This is a genomic window from Gephyromycinifex aptenodytis, assembly GCF_012277275.1.
Lineage (GTDB): Bacteria > Actinomycetota > Actinomycetes > Actinomycetales > Dermatophilaceae > Gephyromycinifex > Gephyromycinifex aptenodytis.
Genome location: NZ_CP051155.1, coordinates 411387 through 427751, shown reverse-complemented (window position 1 = coordinate 427751; position 16365 = coordinate 411387). Strand labels below are relative to the sequence as shown.

Annotated in this window: 15 protein-coding genes; 9 read left to right on the top strand and 6 right to left on the bottom strand. The window is 67.1% G+C overall.

All coding sequences use genetic code 11. The features are described 5' to 3' along the window. Positions 1 to 3: 3 nt before the first annotated feature. On the top strand, positions 4 to 2874 hold the full coding sequence (locus G9V96_RS01805; protein ID WP_168581503.1) for a DEAD/DEAH box helicase: 2871 nt from the start codon (positions 4 to 6) through the stop codon (positions 2872 to 2874). Positions 2875 to 2880: 6 nt separating this feature from the next. On the opposite strand, the gene G9V96_RS01800 is transcribed toward G9V96_RS01805, so the two are convergent. Together G9V96_RS01800 and ybaK are read right to left on the bottom strand one after the other, a co-directional pair. Continuing rightward, positions 2881 to 3828, bottom strand: coding sequence for a 5'-3' exonuclease (locus G9V96_RS01800; protein ID WP_168581502.1), 948 nt, complete (start codon positions 3826 to 3828; stop codon positions 2881 to 2883). 32 nt (positions 3829 to 3860) lie between these two features. Next, complete coding sequence (ybaK, locus tag G9V96_RS01795; protein ID WP_168581501.1) at positions 3861 to 4352, bottom strand: Cys-tRNA(Pro) deacylase; 492 nt, start codon at positions 4350 to 4352, stop codon at positions 3861 to 3863. Between the two features lie 547 nt (positions 4353 to 4899). Here ybaK and lnt point away from each other — a divergent pair. From lnt to G9V96_RS01780, 3 genes are read left to right on the top strand one after another with little or no spacing between them, the layout of a single operon-like run. Then, positions 4900 to 6423, top strand: a complete 1524-nt coding sequence (gene lnt, locus G9V96_RS01790; protein ID WP_168581500.1) for an apolipoprotein N-acyltransferase — start codon at positions 4900 to 4902, stop codon at positions 6421 to 6423. Positions 6424 to 6464: 41 nt separating this feature from the next. Continuing rightward, positions 6465 to 7262 (top strand): polyprenol monophosphomannose synthase, encoded by a 798-nt coding sequence (locus G9V96_RS01785; protein WP_210424439.1) that lies wholly within the window; start codon positions 6465 to 6467, stop codon positions 7260 to 7262. Next, entirely contained in the window at positions 7262 to 7732 is a 471-nt protein-coding gene (locus G9V96_RS01780) for an FxsA family protein (RefSeq protein WP_226913376.1), read from the top strand. The genes G9V96_RS01785 and G9V96_RS01780 overlap by 1 nt, the downstream gene beginning before the upstream one ends. A gap of 87 nt (positions 7733 to 7819) precedes the next feature. Here G9V96_RS01780 and G9V96_RS01775 read toward each other — a convergent pair whose 3' ends face one another. Then, a complete protein-coding gene (locus G9V96_RS01775; protein ID WP_168581499.1) occupies positions 7820 to 8173 on the bottom strand; it encodes an RNA polymerase-binding protein RbpA in 354 nt (117 codons plus the stop codon). Between the two features lie 116 nt (positions 8174 to 8289). Next, positions 8290 to 9522 (bottom strand): M15 family metallopeptidase, encoded by a 1233-nt coding sequence (locus G9V96_RS01770; protein ID WP_168581498.1) that lies wholly within the window; start codon positions 9520 to 9522, stop codon positions 8290 to 8292. Between the two features lie 233 nt (positions 9523 to 9755). Here G9V96_RS01770 and G9V96_RS01765 point away from each other — a divergent pair, with 233 nt between their 5' ends. Both G9V96_RS01765 and hrpB read left to right on the top strand, forming a co-directional pair. Continuing rightward, on the top strand, positions 9756 to 9929 hold the full coding sequence (locus tag G9V96_RS01765; protein WP_168581497.1) for a CsbD family protein: 174 nt from the start codon (positions 9756 to 9758) through the stop codon (positions 9927 to 9929). 125 nt (positions 9930 to 10054) lie between these two features. Beyond that, positions 10055 to 12649, top strand: a complete 2595-nt coding sequence (hrpB, locus tag G9V96_RS01760; RefSeq protein ID WP_168581496.1) for an ATP-dependent helicase HrpB — start codon at positions 10055 to 10057, stop codon at positions 12647 to 12649. A 98-nt stretch (positions 12650 to 12747) separates the two neighbouring features. On the opposite strand, the gene G9V96_RS01755 is transcribed toward hrpB, so the two are convergent. Both G9V96_RS01755 and G9V96_RS01750 read right to left on the bottom strand, forming a co-directional pair. Further along, positions 12748 to 13167: a cupin domain-containing protein gene (locus tag G9V96_RS01755; protein ID WP_168581495.1), complete on the bottom strand. Its 420-nt coding sequence runs from the start codon at positions 13165 to 13167 to the stop codon at positions 12748 to 12750. A gap of 198 nt (positions 13168 to 13365) precedes the next feature. Next, the gene (locus tag G9V96_RS01750) at positions 13366 to 14610 is read right to left on the bottom strand and encodes an alpha/beta fold hydrolase (protein ID WP_168581494.1); all 1245 of its coding nucleotides are present in this window, start codon (positions 14608 to 14610) and stop codon (positions 13366 to 13368) included. Between the two features lie 131 nt (positions 14611 to 14741). Between G9V96_RS01750 and G9V96_RS01745 the strand changes: the two genes are divergently transcribed. The 3 genes from G9V96_RS01745 to G9V96_RS01735 all read left to right on the top strand — a co-directional run bounded on the left by G9V96_RS01745 (position 14742) and on the right by G9V96_RS01735 (position 16197). After that, complete coding sequence (locus G9V96_RS01745; protein ID WP_168581493.1) at positions 14742 to 15167, top strand: OsmC family protein; 426 nt, start codon at positions 14742 to 14744, stop codon at positions 15165 to 15167. A 12-nt stretch (positions 15168 to 15179) separates the two neighbouring features. Then, positions 15180 to 15317, top strand: a complete 138-nt coding sequence (locus G9V96_RS01740; RefSeq protein WP_168581492.1) for a hypothetical protein — start codon at positions 15180 to 15182, stop codon at positions 15315 to 15317. Positions 15318 to 15576: 259 nt separating this feature from the next. Further along, a complete protein-coding gene (locus G9V96_RS01735) occupies positions 15577 to 16197 on the top strand; it encodes a PepSY domain-containing protein (RefSeq protein ID WP_168581491.1) in 621 nt (206 codons plus the stop codon). The last annotated feature ends 168 nt before the right edge of the window (positions 16198 to 16365 follow it).

The window sequence follows — 16365 nt, the reverse complement described above, 5'->3', positions numbered from 1 at the left end:
GTCATGGCTTCTCCGGCGCAGCGTTACGCACAGGCCCGGCGGCGGGAAGCCGCCCGCGGCACCCAACTGGCCGCCTTCGACGAGATCCTGCCGTTCGGGCTGGACCCGTTTCAGCGGCGGGCCTGCGAGGCCTTGGAGGCCGGCTCGGGCGTCTTGGTAGCGGCACCCACCGGTGCGGGTAAAACGGTCGTCGGCGAGTTCGCGGTACATCTGGCTCTGGCCACGGGCCGCAAAGCGTTTTACACCACACCGATCAAGGCTTTGTCGAACCAGAAATACAACGACCTGGTGCGTCGGCACGGAAACGCAAACGTGGGCCTGCTGACGGGCGATTCCTCGATCAACGGTGAAGCGCCGGTCGTGGTTATGACGACTGAGGTTCTGCGAAACATGATGTACGCAGACTCGCCCACGCTGGCCGGTTTGGGGTTTGTCGTCATGGACGAAGTGCATTACCTCGCCGACCGTTTCCGGGGTGCCGTCTGGGAAGAGGTCATCATCCACCTGCCCGCCCATGTGCAGGTCGCTTCATTGTCGGCGACGGTGAGTAACGCCGAAGAGTTCGGTGCGTGGCTGGGAGAGGTTCGCGGCAGCACCGAGGTGATCGTGGAAGAGCACCGCCCGGTGCCGCTGTGGCAACACATGATGGTGGGCCGTGACCTGTACGACCTGTTCGTCCAGGAGAGCGACACCCCCAAATCTGCTCGGGCTGCTCGCGGGCGTGAGCAACGTGGTAGCGACGTGCAGGTGAACCCGGACCTGCTGGAAGCGATTCAGGCGATGGCTCGCACCACCGACCGCCGGGGCCGGCTGCAGGACGCCGGCGCGCCCCGCGGACGACGCGGGAAGGCCCGTCGGGCTGGTGCGGTACCGGCTCAGGCGCGCGGCTCCCGCGAACAGGTCAGCGCCCAGCTGCCCCAGCAGGGCACGCGGCGTGCCGGGCTGCCCAGTCGCGCCGAGGTGATCGCGCGCCTGGATCGCGAGGGGCTGCTACCGGCCATCACTTTCATCTTCAGCCGGGCCGGCTGCGACGGCGCGGTGAGCCAGCTCATCACCGCGGATGTGCGCCTCATCCCACCTCGTGAGGGGGAGCAGATCCGCCGTCATGTGGAGGAGCGGGTTGCGGCGCTCAGCGACCAGGACCTGGCGGTCCTGGGGTATTGGGAGTTCCTTGAAGGCCTCACCCGAGGCTTCGCGGCCCACCACGCCGGGATGCTGCCGACCTTCCGCGAGATCGTGGAGGAGATGTTCACCTCGGGGCGTATCGCGGCGGTGTTTGCCACCGAGACGTTGGCGCTGGGCATCAACATGCCGGCTCGCAGCGTCGTGTTGGAGAAGCTGGTGAAGTTCAACGGCGAGACCCATGCCGACATCACCCCCGCGGAGTACACCCAACTCACCGGACGGGCTGGGCGGCGCGGCATCGATATCGAGGGTCACGCCGTGGTGCTGTGGAACCCGCGCCTGGATCCGATCGCCGTTGGTGGGTTGGCCTCCACCCGGACCTACCCGCTGCGCAGCAGCTTCCGCCCGACGTACACGATGGCCGTGAACCTCGTTGCCCAACATGGCCGCTCGCGCGCCCGCGCGATCCTGGAAACCTCCTTTGCCCAGTTCCAGGCCGACCGTGCCGTGGTGGGGATGACCCGAGCGATCCGCGAGCAGCAAGAAGCGATGCGTGGGTACGCCGAGTCGATGACCTGTGAGCTGGGGGACTTCACCGAATACGCGGGGATCCGACGCCGGATCACGGACTTGGAGAAGGAAGCGGGCCGGGCCCGAGCAGCGACCCAGCGGGCGGCGATCCACGCCAGCCTTGATGAGCTGACCCCCGGCGACGTGGTGTGGTACGCCGCAGGCCGCTATGAGGGGCGGGCTCTGGTGGTCGCCGCGGCCAAGGGACGCAAGGGGCAAGCCGCCGCGCCGGCGCTACTGACCGACGATGCACGGTTGCGCCGCGTGGACGCTGCCGACCTCACCGGCGCCCTGGTCCCTTACGACCGACTGCCCGTGCCTGCCTCCTTCAACCCCCGCAACGCCACCGCACGCCGCGACCTGGCCGCGACCTTGCGGGTGAAGATCCCCGACGAACCGCCTCGCGCCGCTGCAACCTCGGGCGGAGTCGCGCCCTCAGCTGTTGAGCACACCATCGATGAACTGCGGCGCAAGATGAAGGAACATCCCTGCCACCGCTGCCCCGATCGGGAGCAGCACGCCCGCTGGGCCGAACGGTGGTGGCGTCTGGAGCGGGAGACGGCGGGCTTGCAACGCAAGGTGGACGGGCGCACCGGCTCCATCGCCCGCATCTTCGACCGGGTCTGTGATCTGCTCCTGGAGTTCGATTACCTCAGCGCTGGGGGAGAACAGGTCACACCGCTGGGCCAGCGGCTGCGCCATCTGTACACCGAGCGGGATCTGCTGACCTCAGAGTGCCTGCGCCATGGTGTGTGGGCAGGGCTGGAACCGGCGGAGTTGGCTGCCGTGGTGACGAGCCTGATCTACGAGCCGCGCCGGGACGAAGCCGACCCGATGCCCGCGCTGCCGACACTGCGCTGCGAGGAGGCGCACAGTCACATGGTGCGGTTGTGGAGCCGCCTGGAGGATGCCGAACATGAGCGTTCGTTGCCCTTGACGGGCTACCCGGACCCAGGGCTCATGAAGGTGATGTACCGGTGGGCCAGCGGACGTTCCTTGGATGCGGTGCTGCGAGACTCCGAGCTCGCGGCTGGTGACTTCGTCCGCCGGTGCAAACAGATCGTCGACCTGCTGGACCAGATCGCTGTCGCGGCTGAGGACCCGGGGGTGCGTAGCGCGGCCCGCACGGCCGTCGACCTGGTGATGCGCGGCGTGGTAGCTGCCGACCGGGTCGACTGAGGCCGCTCAGGGCTGGGTGCCCAGAGCGGTCAGCACCCGGTTGACCGAGGTTCCGATGCCCAGCCGCTCGATGAGTTCGCCCAGGGCGGCAGGGTCGTGCACCCGGGCAGGGATTGCCCCGGAGACCGGCGCGATGGGGCAATCCCGCACGACACGGACCACCTCTACGGCCGTTCCGAGGTACTCGCGTGCCGCTACCAAGCGAGACCCGACCGCCCCGGTAGGGCCCTCGCCCCGCTCCAGAGCGCTGCGCAGGTTGGTCAGGCTGGTGTATTCCTGCATGAGTTTGACCCCCGTTTTGGCGCCTACACCCTTCACCCCGGGCAGGCCGTCGCTGGGGTCTCCGCGCAGTACCGCCAGGTCGAGGTACTGCTGCCCGCTGGTGACGCCGTGCTGTTGCTGCAGGTAGGCCTGGTCGACCAGGTCGGCCCCGCGCACACCGCCTCGTGCGGTGTACACCACGACGACATCCGCTTCGTCATCCACGAGTTGGAACAGGTCACGATCGCCGGTGACGATCCGCACCGGCACGCCGCGGGCCACCGCGCGGGTGGTCAGGGTTCCGATGACGTCGTCGGCTTCGTATCCAGGGCAGCCGATGCGTTCGATCCCGATCGCGGCCAGCACTTCTTGGATGAGCGGCACCTGCACCGACAGTTCGGGGGGCACCTGTTCGCCGTCGGCGCCGCCGTCAGCGAGGCGGTGCTCCTTGTAGGTGGGGATGGCCTGCACCCGAAACGCTGGGCGCCAATCGTCGTCCCAGCAGGCGACCATGCCGCTGGGGCGATGCGTGAGGGCCAGGGAGGCGATCATGTCGAGCAAGCCGCGGATGGCGTTCGTCGGGGTCTTTTCGGGGCTGCTGCGACGCTCAGGCACCCCGTAGAACGCACGAAAGTACAGCGACGCGGAGTCGAGGAGCAGCAGCGGCGCGATGCTGCGAGGGGCCTGGGACATGAGCGGCCTTTACGGTCGGCGGGTCGGGGGGGTCAGCGGGTCAAGTTGGCGGTGGCGGCGTTCAGGACCCTCACCAGGTCTACGGGTGCGACCTCGAGATCCAGCCCGCGTTTGCCGCCGGAGACGAAGATCGTCTCGTGGGCGCGGGCGCTCTCGTCCAGCACTGTAGGCAGCCGGCGGCGTTGCCCGAAGGGGCTGATGCCCCCGAGCACGTAGCCGGTGCTGCGCTGGGCCAGTTGCGGGTCGGCCAGGGATGCTTTCTTGCCGGACAGTGCGGCGGCGGCGGCTTTGAGGTCCAGGCGCCGGTCCACGGGCAGGATCGTGACGCCGAGTTTGCCGTCCACCTCCACCAGCAAGGTCTTGAAGACCTGCTCGGCGGCTACGCCTAGCTCCTGCGCAGCCTCCATCCCGAAAGATTCTGCGTCAGGGGAATGGGCGTACTCATGCTGGCGAAAGCTCACCCCCGCCTCGGTGAGTTGAATCACTGCGGGAGTCGAACCGGACTGCGCTCGTCTCTTGGACATGACGGCAGTCTGCCACGGGCGCAATGTCTCTCTCGGCGCTCTCACCTGCTGCATCAACAGACCTCCCGGCGCTCTTGACCTTCTCCTTACCATGTCTTGTACAGGCGTCTGACCTGGGGGTACAGGATGTTGTGCCAGGTCAGACGCCAGTTGACTGTGGGCCACAGGCCAGTAGCGTGGAGCCGTTGTCACCGAAGGTCCCGCCAGGGGCAAGGTGGCTCGGGGTGCACCTGCCAGGCAGCCCGGTGACGTGCGCGCGCTGTCGCCGACCTTCTAGCCGGTCCCCGAGTCCTCGCTCGGACCACAGGTGACTCCGAGGCCCGCACGCCAAGTAGAAAACAGGCTCGTCGGCGCGTCTGGCGTCGCGCCGGGTCTGGCCCCAACGGCGTGCGGGCCTTGTCAATTCTTCGCACGGCTTCCCGCGATGACCTCGCGTTCTGCACACGCAGGCGTACGCACCGGGCAGCACCGGGGTGTCCCCGCCCACAGAGGCGAAGCGCGCGCTCCGGTGCCTGTCTTCGGGTGTGGGTGTCCTAGGCTTGCGCTCATGCTTCGCCGACTCCCGCTCGCTGTGGCCGGGGGAGCGGCCCTCTGGCTCTCATTTCCCGACATCAACCTGTGGCTCATGGCCCCGCTGGGGATAGCTCTGCTCGCTCTGAGCGCCGTTGGAACCGGCCTCGGTCGTGGTTTCCTGCTCGGCTTCCTCGGGGGAGCGGCCTGGTTCATCCCCTACGTGTCCTGGACCGGGCTTCATGTCGGATGGCTGCCGTGGTTCGCGCTGGCATTCGCGCTGGCATTCTTCGTGGGGGTCTTCACCATGTCGGTCGCGGCGCTGCACCGCCGACAGGTGCTGCTGCGGCCGGTGGCGACGGCGCTGGTCTGGACGGGGCTGGAGTGGGTGCGCAGCGTCGCGCCCTTCGGCGGTTTCCCTTGGGGTCGGGTGGCATTCAGCCAAGCAGACTCTCCGCTGGCGGGGCTGGCTGCCCTGGGCGGTCCGGCGGCGGTCGGGTTCGCGGTCGCGCTCATCGGCGCCCTGCTGGGCCGTGCTGGCCATGCCATGTATCGCCTACGCCCACCGCGCGCTGTCGCCGTGCCGGCCGTAACCGCAGTGCTGCTGCTGATGGCGCCGCTGCTCATCCCGCTACCCACCGATGGGCCCTCGGGTCAATTCATGGCGATCCAAGGCAATGCCCCCCAGACTGGCCTGGACTTCAACGCCAAACGACGCCAGATCCTGGATAACCACGGTCGGGTCAGTGAACTCGCCGCCGCACAGATCGCTTCGGGCGCGCGGCCCGCTCCAGATCTGGTTGTCTGGCCGGAGAACGCCAGCGACATCGACCCGTTCCTCAACCCGGACGCGGGCGCGGTCATCGACCGGGCCGTGGCGGACCTGGACGCCCCACTGTTGGTGGGCGCGGTCTTGGCCGGGCCGGGGGAGTACGTCTCGAACACAAGCCTGCTGTACCTGCCGGGGCACGGCCCTACGCAGCGCTACGTGAAGCGGCGCCCGGTCCCGTTCGCGGAGTTCATGCCGTATCGGGACTTCTTCCGGGCGATCACCCGCAAGGTCGACCTGCTGGAGCGCGACTTCGTCGCCGGCGACAAGGTCGGTCTGATGCGCATCCCCAACAGCCAGGGACCCACGATCGCGGCCGGTCTAGGGATCTGCTTCGAGGTGGCCATCGAGGATGTGCTGCAGGAGGCCGTGCATTCGGGGGCCAACGTGCTGATCATCCAGACGAACAACGCGATGTTCGACCTGTCCGCAGAGTCCGCGCAGCAGCTTGCGATCTCCCGCATCCGCGCCATCGAGTTCGGTCGCAGCGTGGTGCATTCCTCCAACGTCGGGATCAGCGCCCTGATCACCCCGGACGGGGTCGCCCACCAAGCCACCCAGATGTTCGAGCCGGCCATCATCCAGGGGAGGCTGCCACTACGTTCTGAGCTGACTCTCGCCGCCCGTCTGGGTCCGTGGCCGGATCGGTTGACGGCGCTGGTCGCACTGGTTCTCGTGGCCGCTGCCCTGCGGCCGACGCGCAGGCGAGGATCCAGGCAGGCCCCCCGGTAGACTCGAGGTCCGCCATCGACAAGGGGATCTTCATCGTGCCTGTGACCACCCCTGCCGGCGTCCACTATTCGACCGACCCGGTCGAACGGATCGTCGTCTGCATCCCGACCTACAACGAGCGCGAAAACCTGCCGATCGTGGTGCAGGGGGTTCGTCAATACGCCCCGCAAGCGCACGTGCTCATCCTGGACGACTCCTCACCGGATGGCACGGGCCAGGTCGCCGACGCGCTGGCCCAGGACGACCCGTTCGTGCAGGTCCTGCACCGTGCCGGTAAGGAGGGGCTGGGAGCTGCCTACTTGGCCGGCTTCCGGTGGGCTCTGCAAGCCGGCTACGACACGATCGTGGAGATGGACGCGGACGGTTCGCACCGGCCACAAGATCTACCGCGGTTGCTGCAAGCTGCATCACAAGCAGACCTAGTCATCGGCTCACGGTGGATCCCAGGCGGAAAAATCGTCAACTGGCCGTGGCATCGCAAGTTGCTCTCGGTCGGCGGTAACCAGTACACCCGCCTGCTGCTGGGGATGCCAGTGGCCGACGCAACGGCCGGCTTCCGGGTCTATCGCGCGCAGACATTGCAGCGCATCGGGTTAGACGCGGTGGCTTCCCAGGGCTATTGCTTCCAGACGGACCTGACCTGGCGCGTGGTGCGGGCGGGACTGCGGGTCGTGGAGGTTCCGATCACGTTCGTGGAGCGCACAGCCGGGGATTCCAAGATGAGCAAGGCCATCGTGCGGGAATCACTGTGGAACGTAACAGCCTGGGGCGGGCGTTATCGATACGAACAGGTGCGCCGCGCTTTACGCCCGGGCCACCCGCCGAACTCGGAGGATTGATGACCCAGCTACCACCCCAGCGTCCCTACTCAGCAGGACCTGCCACATCCCGCCGCCGTGGCGTCGGGTTTTTCGGTCTGCTCGCCGTGGTCTTTTTCGTCATGCCCTTGGTGGAGGTCGCCGCGCTGATCGGAGCAGGCCGGGTCATCGGTCTGTGGCCGACCATCGGACTGCTGATCCTGATGTCGCTGCTCGGTGCCTGGCTGATGAAACGAGAAGGCTCACACGCCTGGCACGCGCTACGTGAGGCGCTCTCGGCCGGGAAGATGCCGGCCCGCGAACTCACCGACGCAGCACTGGTGCTCGTCGGGGGCGCCTTGTTGCTCACACCCGGGTTCGTTACCGACGCCGCCGGTCTCTTCCTGGTTCTGCCGGTGACACGTCCCATCACCCGCGGCTGGTTGCAGAGCATCGCCGAACGCCAACTACTTGCACGCACCGGCATCGTACGCGGGGTACGACTTCGCTGATCAGCCTCGCCCTGGACCAAATCGCAGTTCCGCCCCCGGACCAGCTGCTGGTCCGGGGGCGGATGAGACGATGACGTCGAGGTCTGCTCAGGCGGTCTTGGAGGGTTTCTCGCCCCGGGACCGACGCAGCAGTTCCAAACGTTCTTTCAGTAGCTCTTCCAGTTCAGGGATCGAACGGCGTTCCAAAAGCATGTCCCAATGGGTGCGTGCTGCCTTGGTCGGCTTGCCCTCGACTTCAGGGCCGTCCACGAGCTTGGCCTCCAGGCCACACCGGCACTCCCACACAGGGGGGATGTCGGCTTCGATGGAGAACGGAAGCTCGCTGACGTGGTTGTTCGAGCACACGTAGCGCGTGATCTGGCGCTCGCTGAGCACGACGTTCTCGTCGGTCTCCATGCTGAGGGCGCTGAGATTGGTCCCTCGCAGCGATCGCTCTGCCATACCTGTTTCCTCCATCACCACGGTTAACATTCGCCCGCTGTCGGGCAGTAACACACGTAGGGCAACGTTCGGGTGCTGCCCTATGTTCCGAGACGGGCCAGTTCACCCGTCTTGACTCAGGAGGCGAACTCCCAATGCCAGGGTTCTGGCTTGGAGCCGCCGGCCTGCGCCCAGGACGGGTGGAAGTACCCGAACAGGGGCGCGTGCTGCTTCATCCACTCATGTTGCGGCGTACCGAAATTCTCGATACCTCCGCATAGATCGACCGCAAGGCCGAGGCCGTGATTACTCGTTCCAGGCGTTGCGGCCAGGCGCGGCTTACGTCGCTTCACATCTACCTGGGCCGCATAGCTGCGGTAGGAGTCCGTCATGCACATCTGCTGGCCGAACGCTTGGGCATAGGCCTCACGCAGGGCACTCAAGGCTCGAGCCGCCTCCGGGCGCATCATGTGGCCGGGGGCACCTGAGATGGGGCACAACGCACTTCCGGGAATCATCCCGTTGGCGTACACCCCATTCTGCTGGGTACACAACGGGGTCGTCGACACTTCGCTCAGCGTCGCCATATCGATTCCGGCGAAGCGACCTTGGGCATCAACCCCGAGGTCCGCCAAGGCTGCGCGCGTGTTGCCGGCAACCTGTTGCATCTCGATCAGTGCCTTCTGCTGGGCAGCCACCGCCGCCGCGGAGGCCTGCTGCGCCCGAACGGCTTTAGCGGTCGCAGCCTCGCGCTCGGCACTGGCTTTTGCGGCCTGCTGGGCAACCTGCTGTTGGGCTTTGGTCAAGGCAGCGTAGCGACTCTCGTCTGCTGCGCGTTCCCCGCTGAGGTAGTCGGTGGTACCGACCGCAACACCCTCCTCACCGCCGGAAACCAGATCCACCAGCGCTGCGACTTCGCGCAGCGAACCCGGACCGTTGACGTAGGCGTCGTAAGCCATCCGCTCCAGGTCGCGCCTGGCGGCGGCGGTCTCGGCCGCCAACTTCTTTAGCTTCGCTTTCTGCCGCGCCTCGTTGCGCTCAGCGACCTTCTGTGCGCTCCGGGCCGCTGTCACTTCGTCCATCAACAAGTTGGAGCGGGCTGCCAGCGCGGCGAGTTTGGCATTGGCCGCAGCCAGCTTCGCGTCGGTGGCTTCCAGCTTCTTCTGCATGCGTTCGGCTTCGGCGACCTGTTCGCGTACCTGCGCCGGCGTCAACGGTTCCCGCTCTTGCCCAGGTCGCGTGCTGGCAACCGGGGACGACCCGTCGGTGCTGGGGGAGGCCTGTGCCACGGAGTGGGGGAGGAGGAGACCGAGGCCTGTCATCAACGCCGCCGCGCACATGGCGGCGCGGTTGCGGGCAGGCAACGACATCAGGACCCCAATCAATGAGTCGAACACTTACCCCCCGGAGCGACCGCGAAGCGGACTCAACTACGGTAGCGAGCCCAGCCGGGCCGCGCCAATCCGACAAGCGCAACAACGGTTACGCACACTTGTTGCCCGGCGAGGCCAGGCTGGTCCTGGTCGGTTCTCCCCGGGTGGGTTTACTGTGAGTGCACCTGGGTAACAGGGAAGCACTATCCGTTCTAGAGCTAGGAGTGCTCATGGGCATCGGCGACAAGATCAGCAACGCAGCCGAGGACATGGCTGGCAAGGCCAAAGAAGCCGCAGGCAAGGCCTCCGACGACAAGGACCTTCAGGCCGAGGGCAAGGGCGACCAGGCCAAGGCCGAATTCAAGAAGGCCGGCGAGAGCGTCAAGGACGCCTTCAAGAACTGAGCACCATCCAGCGTTGAGCGGGCCCGGATCGATCCTCGATCCGGGCCCGTTGCTGTGCCCAGCTCCACCCCGTGCGGGTCAGGCGAGCGGCCACGGACGAGGGGAAAGGGCCCCAGACTGTAAACATGCACTTCGACCTGCACCGCATCGGCGCCCAGCTGAGCTTCAGCGCGGTGCTGCCCCAGTTGGAGGCGCACCTGGCCCGGCCCGGCGCGGTGGTCGTGCAGGCCCCACCCGGTACCGGAAAGACGACTCTGGTGCCACCGGCTGTGGCCAACGCCGTGCTGGGCGAGGCGGAGGTCCGCAACGTCGGCGTGGCCGGCAAGATCGTGGTGACTCAACCGCGCCGTGTCGCCGCTCGCGCTGCCGCTCGGCGGTTGGCCTACCTCACCGGAGGCCAGATCGGCGAGCTCGTCGGCTACACGGTGCGCGGTGAGCGCACCTGCGGCACCGAGACGATCATCGAGTTCTGCACCCCCGGTGTGCTGTTAAATCGCCTGCTCAGCGCCCCCGACCTACCGGGAACCAGCGCCGTAGTCATCGACGAAGTGCACGAGCGCGGCCTGGAGACCGACCTGTTGGTCGGCATGCTGGCCGAAGTGCGCACGTTACGCGAGGACCTTCGGCTGGTGACGATGTCGGCCACCCTGGACGCGCCTCGCTTCGCAGCCCTCCTCGGCGATCCGGGCCACCCCGCCCCGATCGTGACGTGTGATGCGGCCACTCACCCGCTGCAGGTCCGCTGGCAGCCGGCGAGTGCGCCGCGACTCGGCCCGCGCGGCATCGAGCGATCTTTCCTAGATCACGTGGCGGTGGTGGCCGTAGCAGCCCGGGAACAAGCCGAAGGCGACGCACTCGTTTTCGTCCCTGGCGCCCTCGAAGTCGATCACGTCGTCGCTAGGATCCGTCAACACGCCCCGGCCGTGGAGGTTCTGCCTCTGCACGGCCGCCTCTCGGCGCGCGAGCAGGATGTGGCCACTTCCGCCAGTAGCAGCCGAAGGCCCCGCATCGTCGTGTCTACCTCGCTGGCCGAGTCCTCCTTGACCGTGCCGGGGGTGCGGCTGGTGGTAGACGCGGGGCTGTCCCGCGAACCCCGGCGCGACAGCGGTCGCGCCATGGGCGGTCTGGTGACCCGGGCCTGCTCACGGGACTCCGCTATCCAACGGGCCGGCCGCGCCGCCCGGCTCGGCCCCGGCACCGTGGTGCGCTGCTACGACGAAGCGACCTTTGCCGCGATGGCGCCGCACAGCACCCCGCAGATCGCCGCAGCCGACCTCACCGGCGCCGCGCTCGCGCTCGCCTGCTGGGGGACACCGGCAGGTGCGGGCCTACCGCTGCCAGATCCGCCCCCCACCAACGCCATTGAGGAAGCAGTGCAGACCCTGCACGGTCTCGGCGCCGTCGACGAGCTCGGGCAGGCAACCCCTTACGGGCGAGAACTGGCCCGAGCCCCAGTCGATCCTCGCCTGGCGCGGGCACTTTTCGACGGTACCCAGCTTTGGGGTGCCGAGCTCGCCGCGCAGGTCGTGGCCATGGTCAGCAGTGATCTTCGGGCGCCGGATGCCAATCTGGTGCGGCTCTTGCGCGAACTGCGCGCCGGGCGGGGAGCCGCAGCACAAACGTGGGCCGCTGAGACCCGCCGACTCACCCAGCTGGCCCGGCGTGCGCCGAAGGCAAGAACGGTCGCCTCCGATCAGGCGTCAGGCGCCAACATCCCCCTACCGGCGAGCGACAGCCAGGACTACCTGGTGGGTGCACTTCTCGGACTGGCCTTCCCTACCCGGATCGCCCGCCTGGTCGGGGAGACCTACCTGCTGGCCTCCGGCACCCGAGCTGCGCTGCCTGGCTCGAGCTCGCTGACCGGTCACGAGTGGTTGGCCATCGCGGAGGTGACCGTGGCACCCGGGCGGGCAGGAGCCGGGACCGGTGCCCTCATTCGAGCTGCCGCGCCGTTGAGCGAAGAACTCGCTATCTGCGTTGCCGCGCCACTGCTGAGCGACGAGGTTCGAACGCAGGTACAGCAGCGCGTCACCGCGCGGCGGGTCAAGGCGTTGGGGGCCATCGAAATCACCAGCGCCCCCGTCACGCCCTCGCCCCCGCAGGCTCGGCAAGCGCTCGCGGCGGCGATCAGCACCGACCCGAGCATGCTCGCCTGGTCGCAGTCGGGCACCGAACTTCGGCGGCGGTTGGCGATGCTGCATCACTACCTGGGGCAGCCGTGGCCAGATGTCAGCGACGACGCGCTTGCAGCACGCCTTGAGCAGTGGCTCGCGCCGGAACTGGACGCGCTGGCGGGGGGCTCGTTCGGTGGGCGACCAGATCGCCTCGAATTGAGCGATCCGCTGCGTCGGCTACTTCCGTGGCCGGCAGCAACGCGGTTGGAGGAGCTGGCACCGCAGCGTTTGAAGGTGCCCAGCGGCTCGAGCGTACGCATCACCTACCCGCAGGACCCACGGGATCGACCCGTTGTGGCCGTCAAGTTGCAGGAATGCTTCGGGTGGGCGGACACGCCACGCATTCTCGACGGCGCCGTTCCGTTGCTCTTCCACCTGCTCTCGCCGGCGCAACGACCGCTGGCGGTCACCGATGATCTGGCCTCGTTCTGGTCCGGTCCTTATGCCCAGGTGCGCTCGGAGATGCGCGGGCGCTACCCCAAGCACCCCTGGCCGGTGGACCCGTGGAGTGCTACCCCGACGGCGCGGGCCCGGCGCCGACCCTGAAGCCCTGGTCACTGCCGGCGGTCGGCAGGCCAGACACACGCGCGCGGCGCACGCCGTCGGGCATGCGCCGCGCGTCCATGGTGCGGGACCGGGGTGTCTCAGTGCTCGTTCGGGTCGGCGTCCGCGTCAGCCTTGGTGACGTGCACCGTGCCGTGAACGTGCTCCGGAGGCGCGTACAGGGAGTACAGCTTGAGCGGCTCGTCACCGATGTTGGTGACGTTGTGCCACGACCCGGCCGGAACCAGCACGGCCCAGTCGTCGCCGACCTCCTGGTCAAGGGTGAAGTTGTCCTTGGCCGGGCCCATCTGGGCACGCCCCCGACCGGACTCGATACGCAGGAACTGGTCGTGGTCCTCGTGCACCTCAAGGCCGACGTCGTCACCAGGCGCGATGGCCATCAGGGTGAGTTGGAGGTTCTTACCCGTCCAAAGCGTGGTGCGGTAGGTGTCGTTCCCGAGGGTCTCTTCCTCGATGTTCACGACGTAGGGAGCCGGGCCGTGGTCGGTTTGGTCTGTCATGTTTTCGCTCCTTCTCACTCGAGATTCGGGGCGGCTTCGCCGCACCCATCGCCTTCTCGACGAAGGCGTCAACTCAGCCTATGCCTCCCCTGTGACAGGGGGGTCAGTGACGCCTGGACGCATGGCGCGCAGACGCCTCGAGATGGCTTTGCCACCGGCTCCCCGTGTGCTTCGGAGGCGGTGGGGTTCCTTGCCGACTCAGTAGGTTTCGTCGCGGGCCAGCGCGATCAGCCGGTCTAAAACCTTTGCCCCGTCGAAGCGAAGGCCGTTGTGTTCGTACTCGCTGGTCACCCAGGCGCGCATCCGCGGCAGCAGAGCTGCGGTCTCCTCGGAGAAGGCGCGGGTGACGTAGGCGTCGTCGGAGTAGATGGCGGCGGCGACGGGTACGTCGGCCTGGCGCAACGCGTCGGCGTCGTAGAGCCGTGGCCAATCGTGTTCGGCGAGTAGGCGCGTGACCTCGGCGTAGGGCGCCAGTTCGCTGCGGTCCTCCAAGTGCCAGTCGAAGACGTGTTCGGCCGTGAACAGGGTCAGGTCTTCCTGGAAGTCCGCCGGCATCACTCGCTGCGCGCTCCACCGGGTGGCCCCGCCGTTGCAGCAGGAGGATTCGTGCAGCACGTAGTACAGCGGGTTGCGCCCGCCGAAGGGCAGCAGCGCCTCCAGGTCGTACCGGAAGCGTGCGGAGCAGTGATCGGCTTCCAGCAGGTAGTGGACCGCCTCGAGGCCTCCGATGGCGCCGAGGTTGAGTCCGATCGTGCGTAGTAGCCGGGGGGTGACCACGTCCCCGTTCGGCAACACCACCTCACCGGCGTTGCAGGCCGCCAGAAGAGCGCGCATCCGGTCGCGGTCGCCAGGGAAGCGCCGGTAGTAGGCCAGCGATTTACGGCGCATGGTCTCGTAGGTGGAGGCGTACACCTCGTCGGCGCTGTGGTCGACGGCCGCGAGGCCGCCGGTGATGTACACCTCGGCCAGGCTGTGCGGGTAGCGGCACAGGTAGGCCAGTGAGGTGAACCCGCCGAAGGACTGTCCGAGCAGGCTCCAGGTCTGCACACCGAGGTGGGCGCGCAGCAGTTCTGCGTCTTCGACGATGGAGTCGGCGCGAAAGTGGGTCAGCCGCGCGGCGACCTGTTCGGGGGTCCCTGTTTTGAGGTCGTCGAGCCCGAACGGGGTGGAGGCGCCGGTGCCACGCTGATCGAGCATGAGTACCCGGTAGTCGGCCAGGGCTCGGGCCAACCACGGGGGAGAGGAGGGGACCCCGCTGGGGCGGGGGGCCTCGGAGCCGGGACCACCTTGCAGAAAGACGAGGTACGGCTTGTCGCTGCTGTCCCGGGTGGCGACCTCACGTGCGTATAGCGTGATCTGTTCACCTTCGGGCTCACTGTGGTCCAGGGGGACCTGGATCGTGTGGTCGGTGAGCAGTAGTCCGGGCACATGGGTCGCAGTCATGTCCTCACCTTAGGAGTCCGCCGCAGTGGAGGGTTCCCAACCCAGATCCGGTGTTCCTGGGCGCGCACCCAGCAAGGGCAGCATGATGGTGGCATCGAGGTAGCCGCGCACACATACACATGGAGTAATTAATGAGCGACCAGAGGCATGCTGTCCAGGTAATCCGTACCGGGCCGGGAACGTTCGAGGCAGTCAACGAGCGCGGGGCACGAATGAGCATGGGATCGGGAGACAGTGCCGACTTCACACCTGTGGAGTTGCTGCTGGCCGCCGCCGCGGGCTGCGCAGGGATCGACGTCGACCTCATCACTGCGCGCCGCGCCGAACCGGAGGAGTTTTCGATGCAGGCCTCGGGGGAGAAGGTCCACGACGAGGAGGGCAGCCACCTCACAGATGTGCGGGTGGCATTCACGGTGCGTTTCCCCTCAGATGAAGGCGGAGATGAGGCCAGGCAGCGGCTGCCGCGCGCCATCGAGCAGTCCCGGGACCGACTGTGCACCGTCTCGCGCACCATTGCCCTACCAACTTCGGTAACGATGCTGGACGCCACGACCTGATCCGGGGCAGTCATGAGTTCGGCGTTAGTCCTGGGCGCCAGCGGCTATCTGGGTCGCTACCTGGTCAACGAGGTGGACGCTCGCGGTCACCGGGTGCGGCCCCAGCCCAGCCCAGGCGGCGCCGGTGACGCGGTCGGCTGGGTGCATTAGCACCCAATCGACCGCAAGCGCGAAGGCCCACGCAGGCACACCCTGGACGGGTCGGGGGAGTGGAAACGATCTTCGGTAGCACGCACGAAACGACCGGGGGCGGCCGTAATCAGGTGACTGCGCGACCGGTACGCCTCACGGCTAGGTGGTACGTGACTACTTTCGGCGGGGGCGAAAGATCTGCGACAACCCGCTTGGGTAATGTCGTCCTAGCGGGCCTGCAGTCCGCAGCATTTCGAAGGAAGGAAATCGCAGCCTCATGCGTCGTAAATATGTGCCCGTTCTATCTATCGTTGCAACTCTCGGTTTAATGACCGCCTGCAGTTCAGGTGCCGATTCCGACACCGCGCCACCGGCGCAGTCCCCGTCGCCAGTTGCAGCCTCAACCCCGGCGACGGCCCAAGATTCTTCGTCGAACGCCACCGATGAGGACGTCGTGGCCAACCCGCCAGCCAAGGGATGGCAGGACGCACTCAAAGCGGCGCAGGAAGAATTCGATGGCCAGGTGAGTAAAATCGAGCTCGAGCGCCGGGAAAACGGTGGACTGGAGTACAAGATCGAACTCCTTTCCGCCGCGGATAAGTTTGCTGTCCAATACGACGCGAACACTTTGTCCAAGCTCTCCGAGAAGCGGGATGACCTGGGCGACGACGCCACGAAGAAGCGCGCCAAGATCTTCGATCCCGACTCGCTCATCGATGTGCAGCAGGCCGCCGATGCCGCGCGCAAGCAGCAGGACGGCAGCATTCGAGAATGGAAGATGGAGGGCAAGGACAGCGGACTGGTTAAGTACGAATTTGATATTCAACCCGCTGGTGCATCCGACGACGTTGAGGTGGAGATCAACGCTGACGACGGATCGGTGATTCAAGACTCCTGACCTTACAGGCGTGCTTGCAGCCGAACCTGAGCAACACGGCGCCACCGGCTACGGGGGCACCTGCGGATCAGCGAACCAGCCTCGCGGGACGCCGACGACCCAACCTGCAGCGCGCCGATAATCTACATTATGTCATTTCGGTGTTATCGCGACCTCATCGCGCCGCTT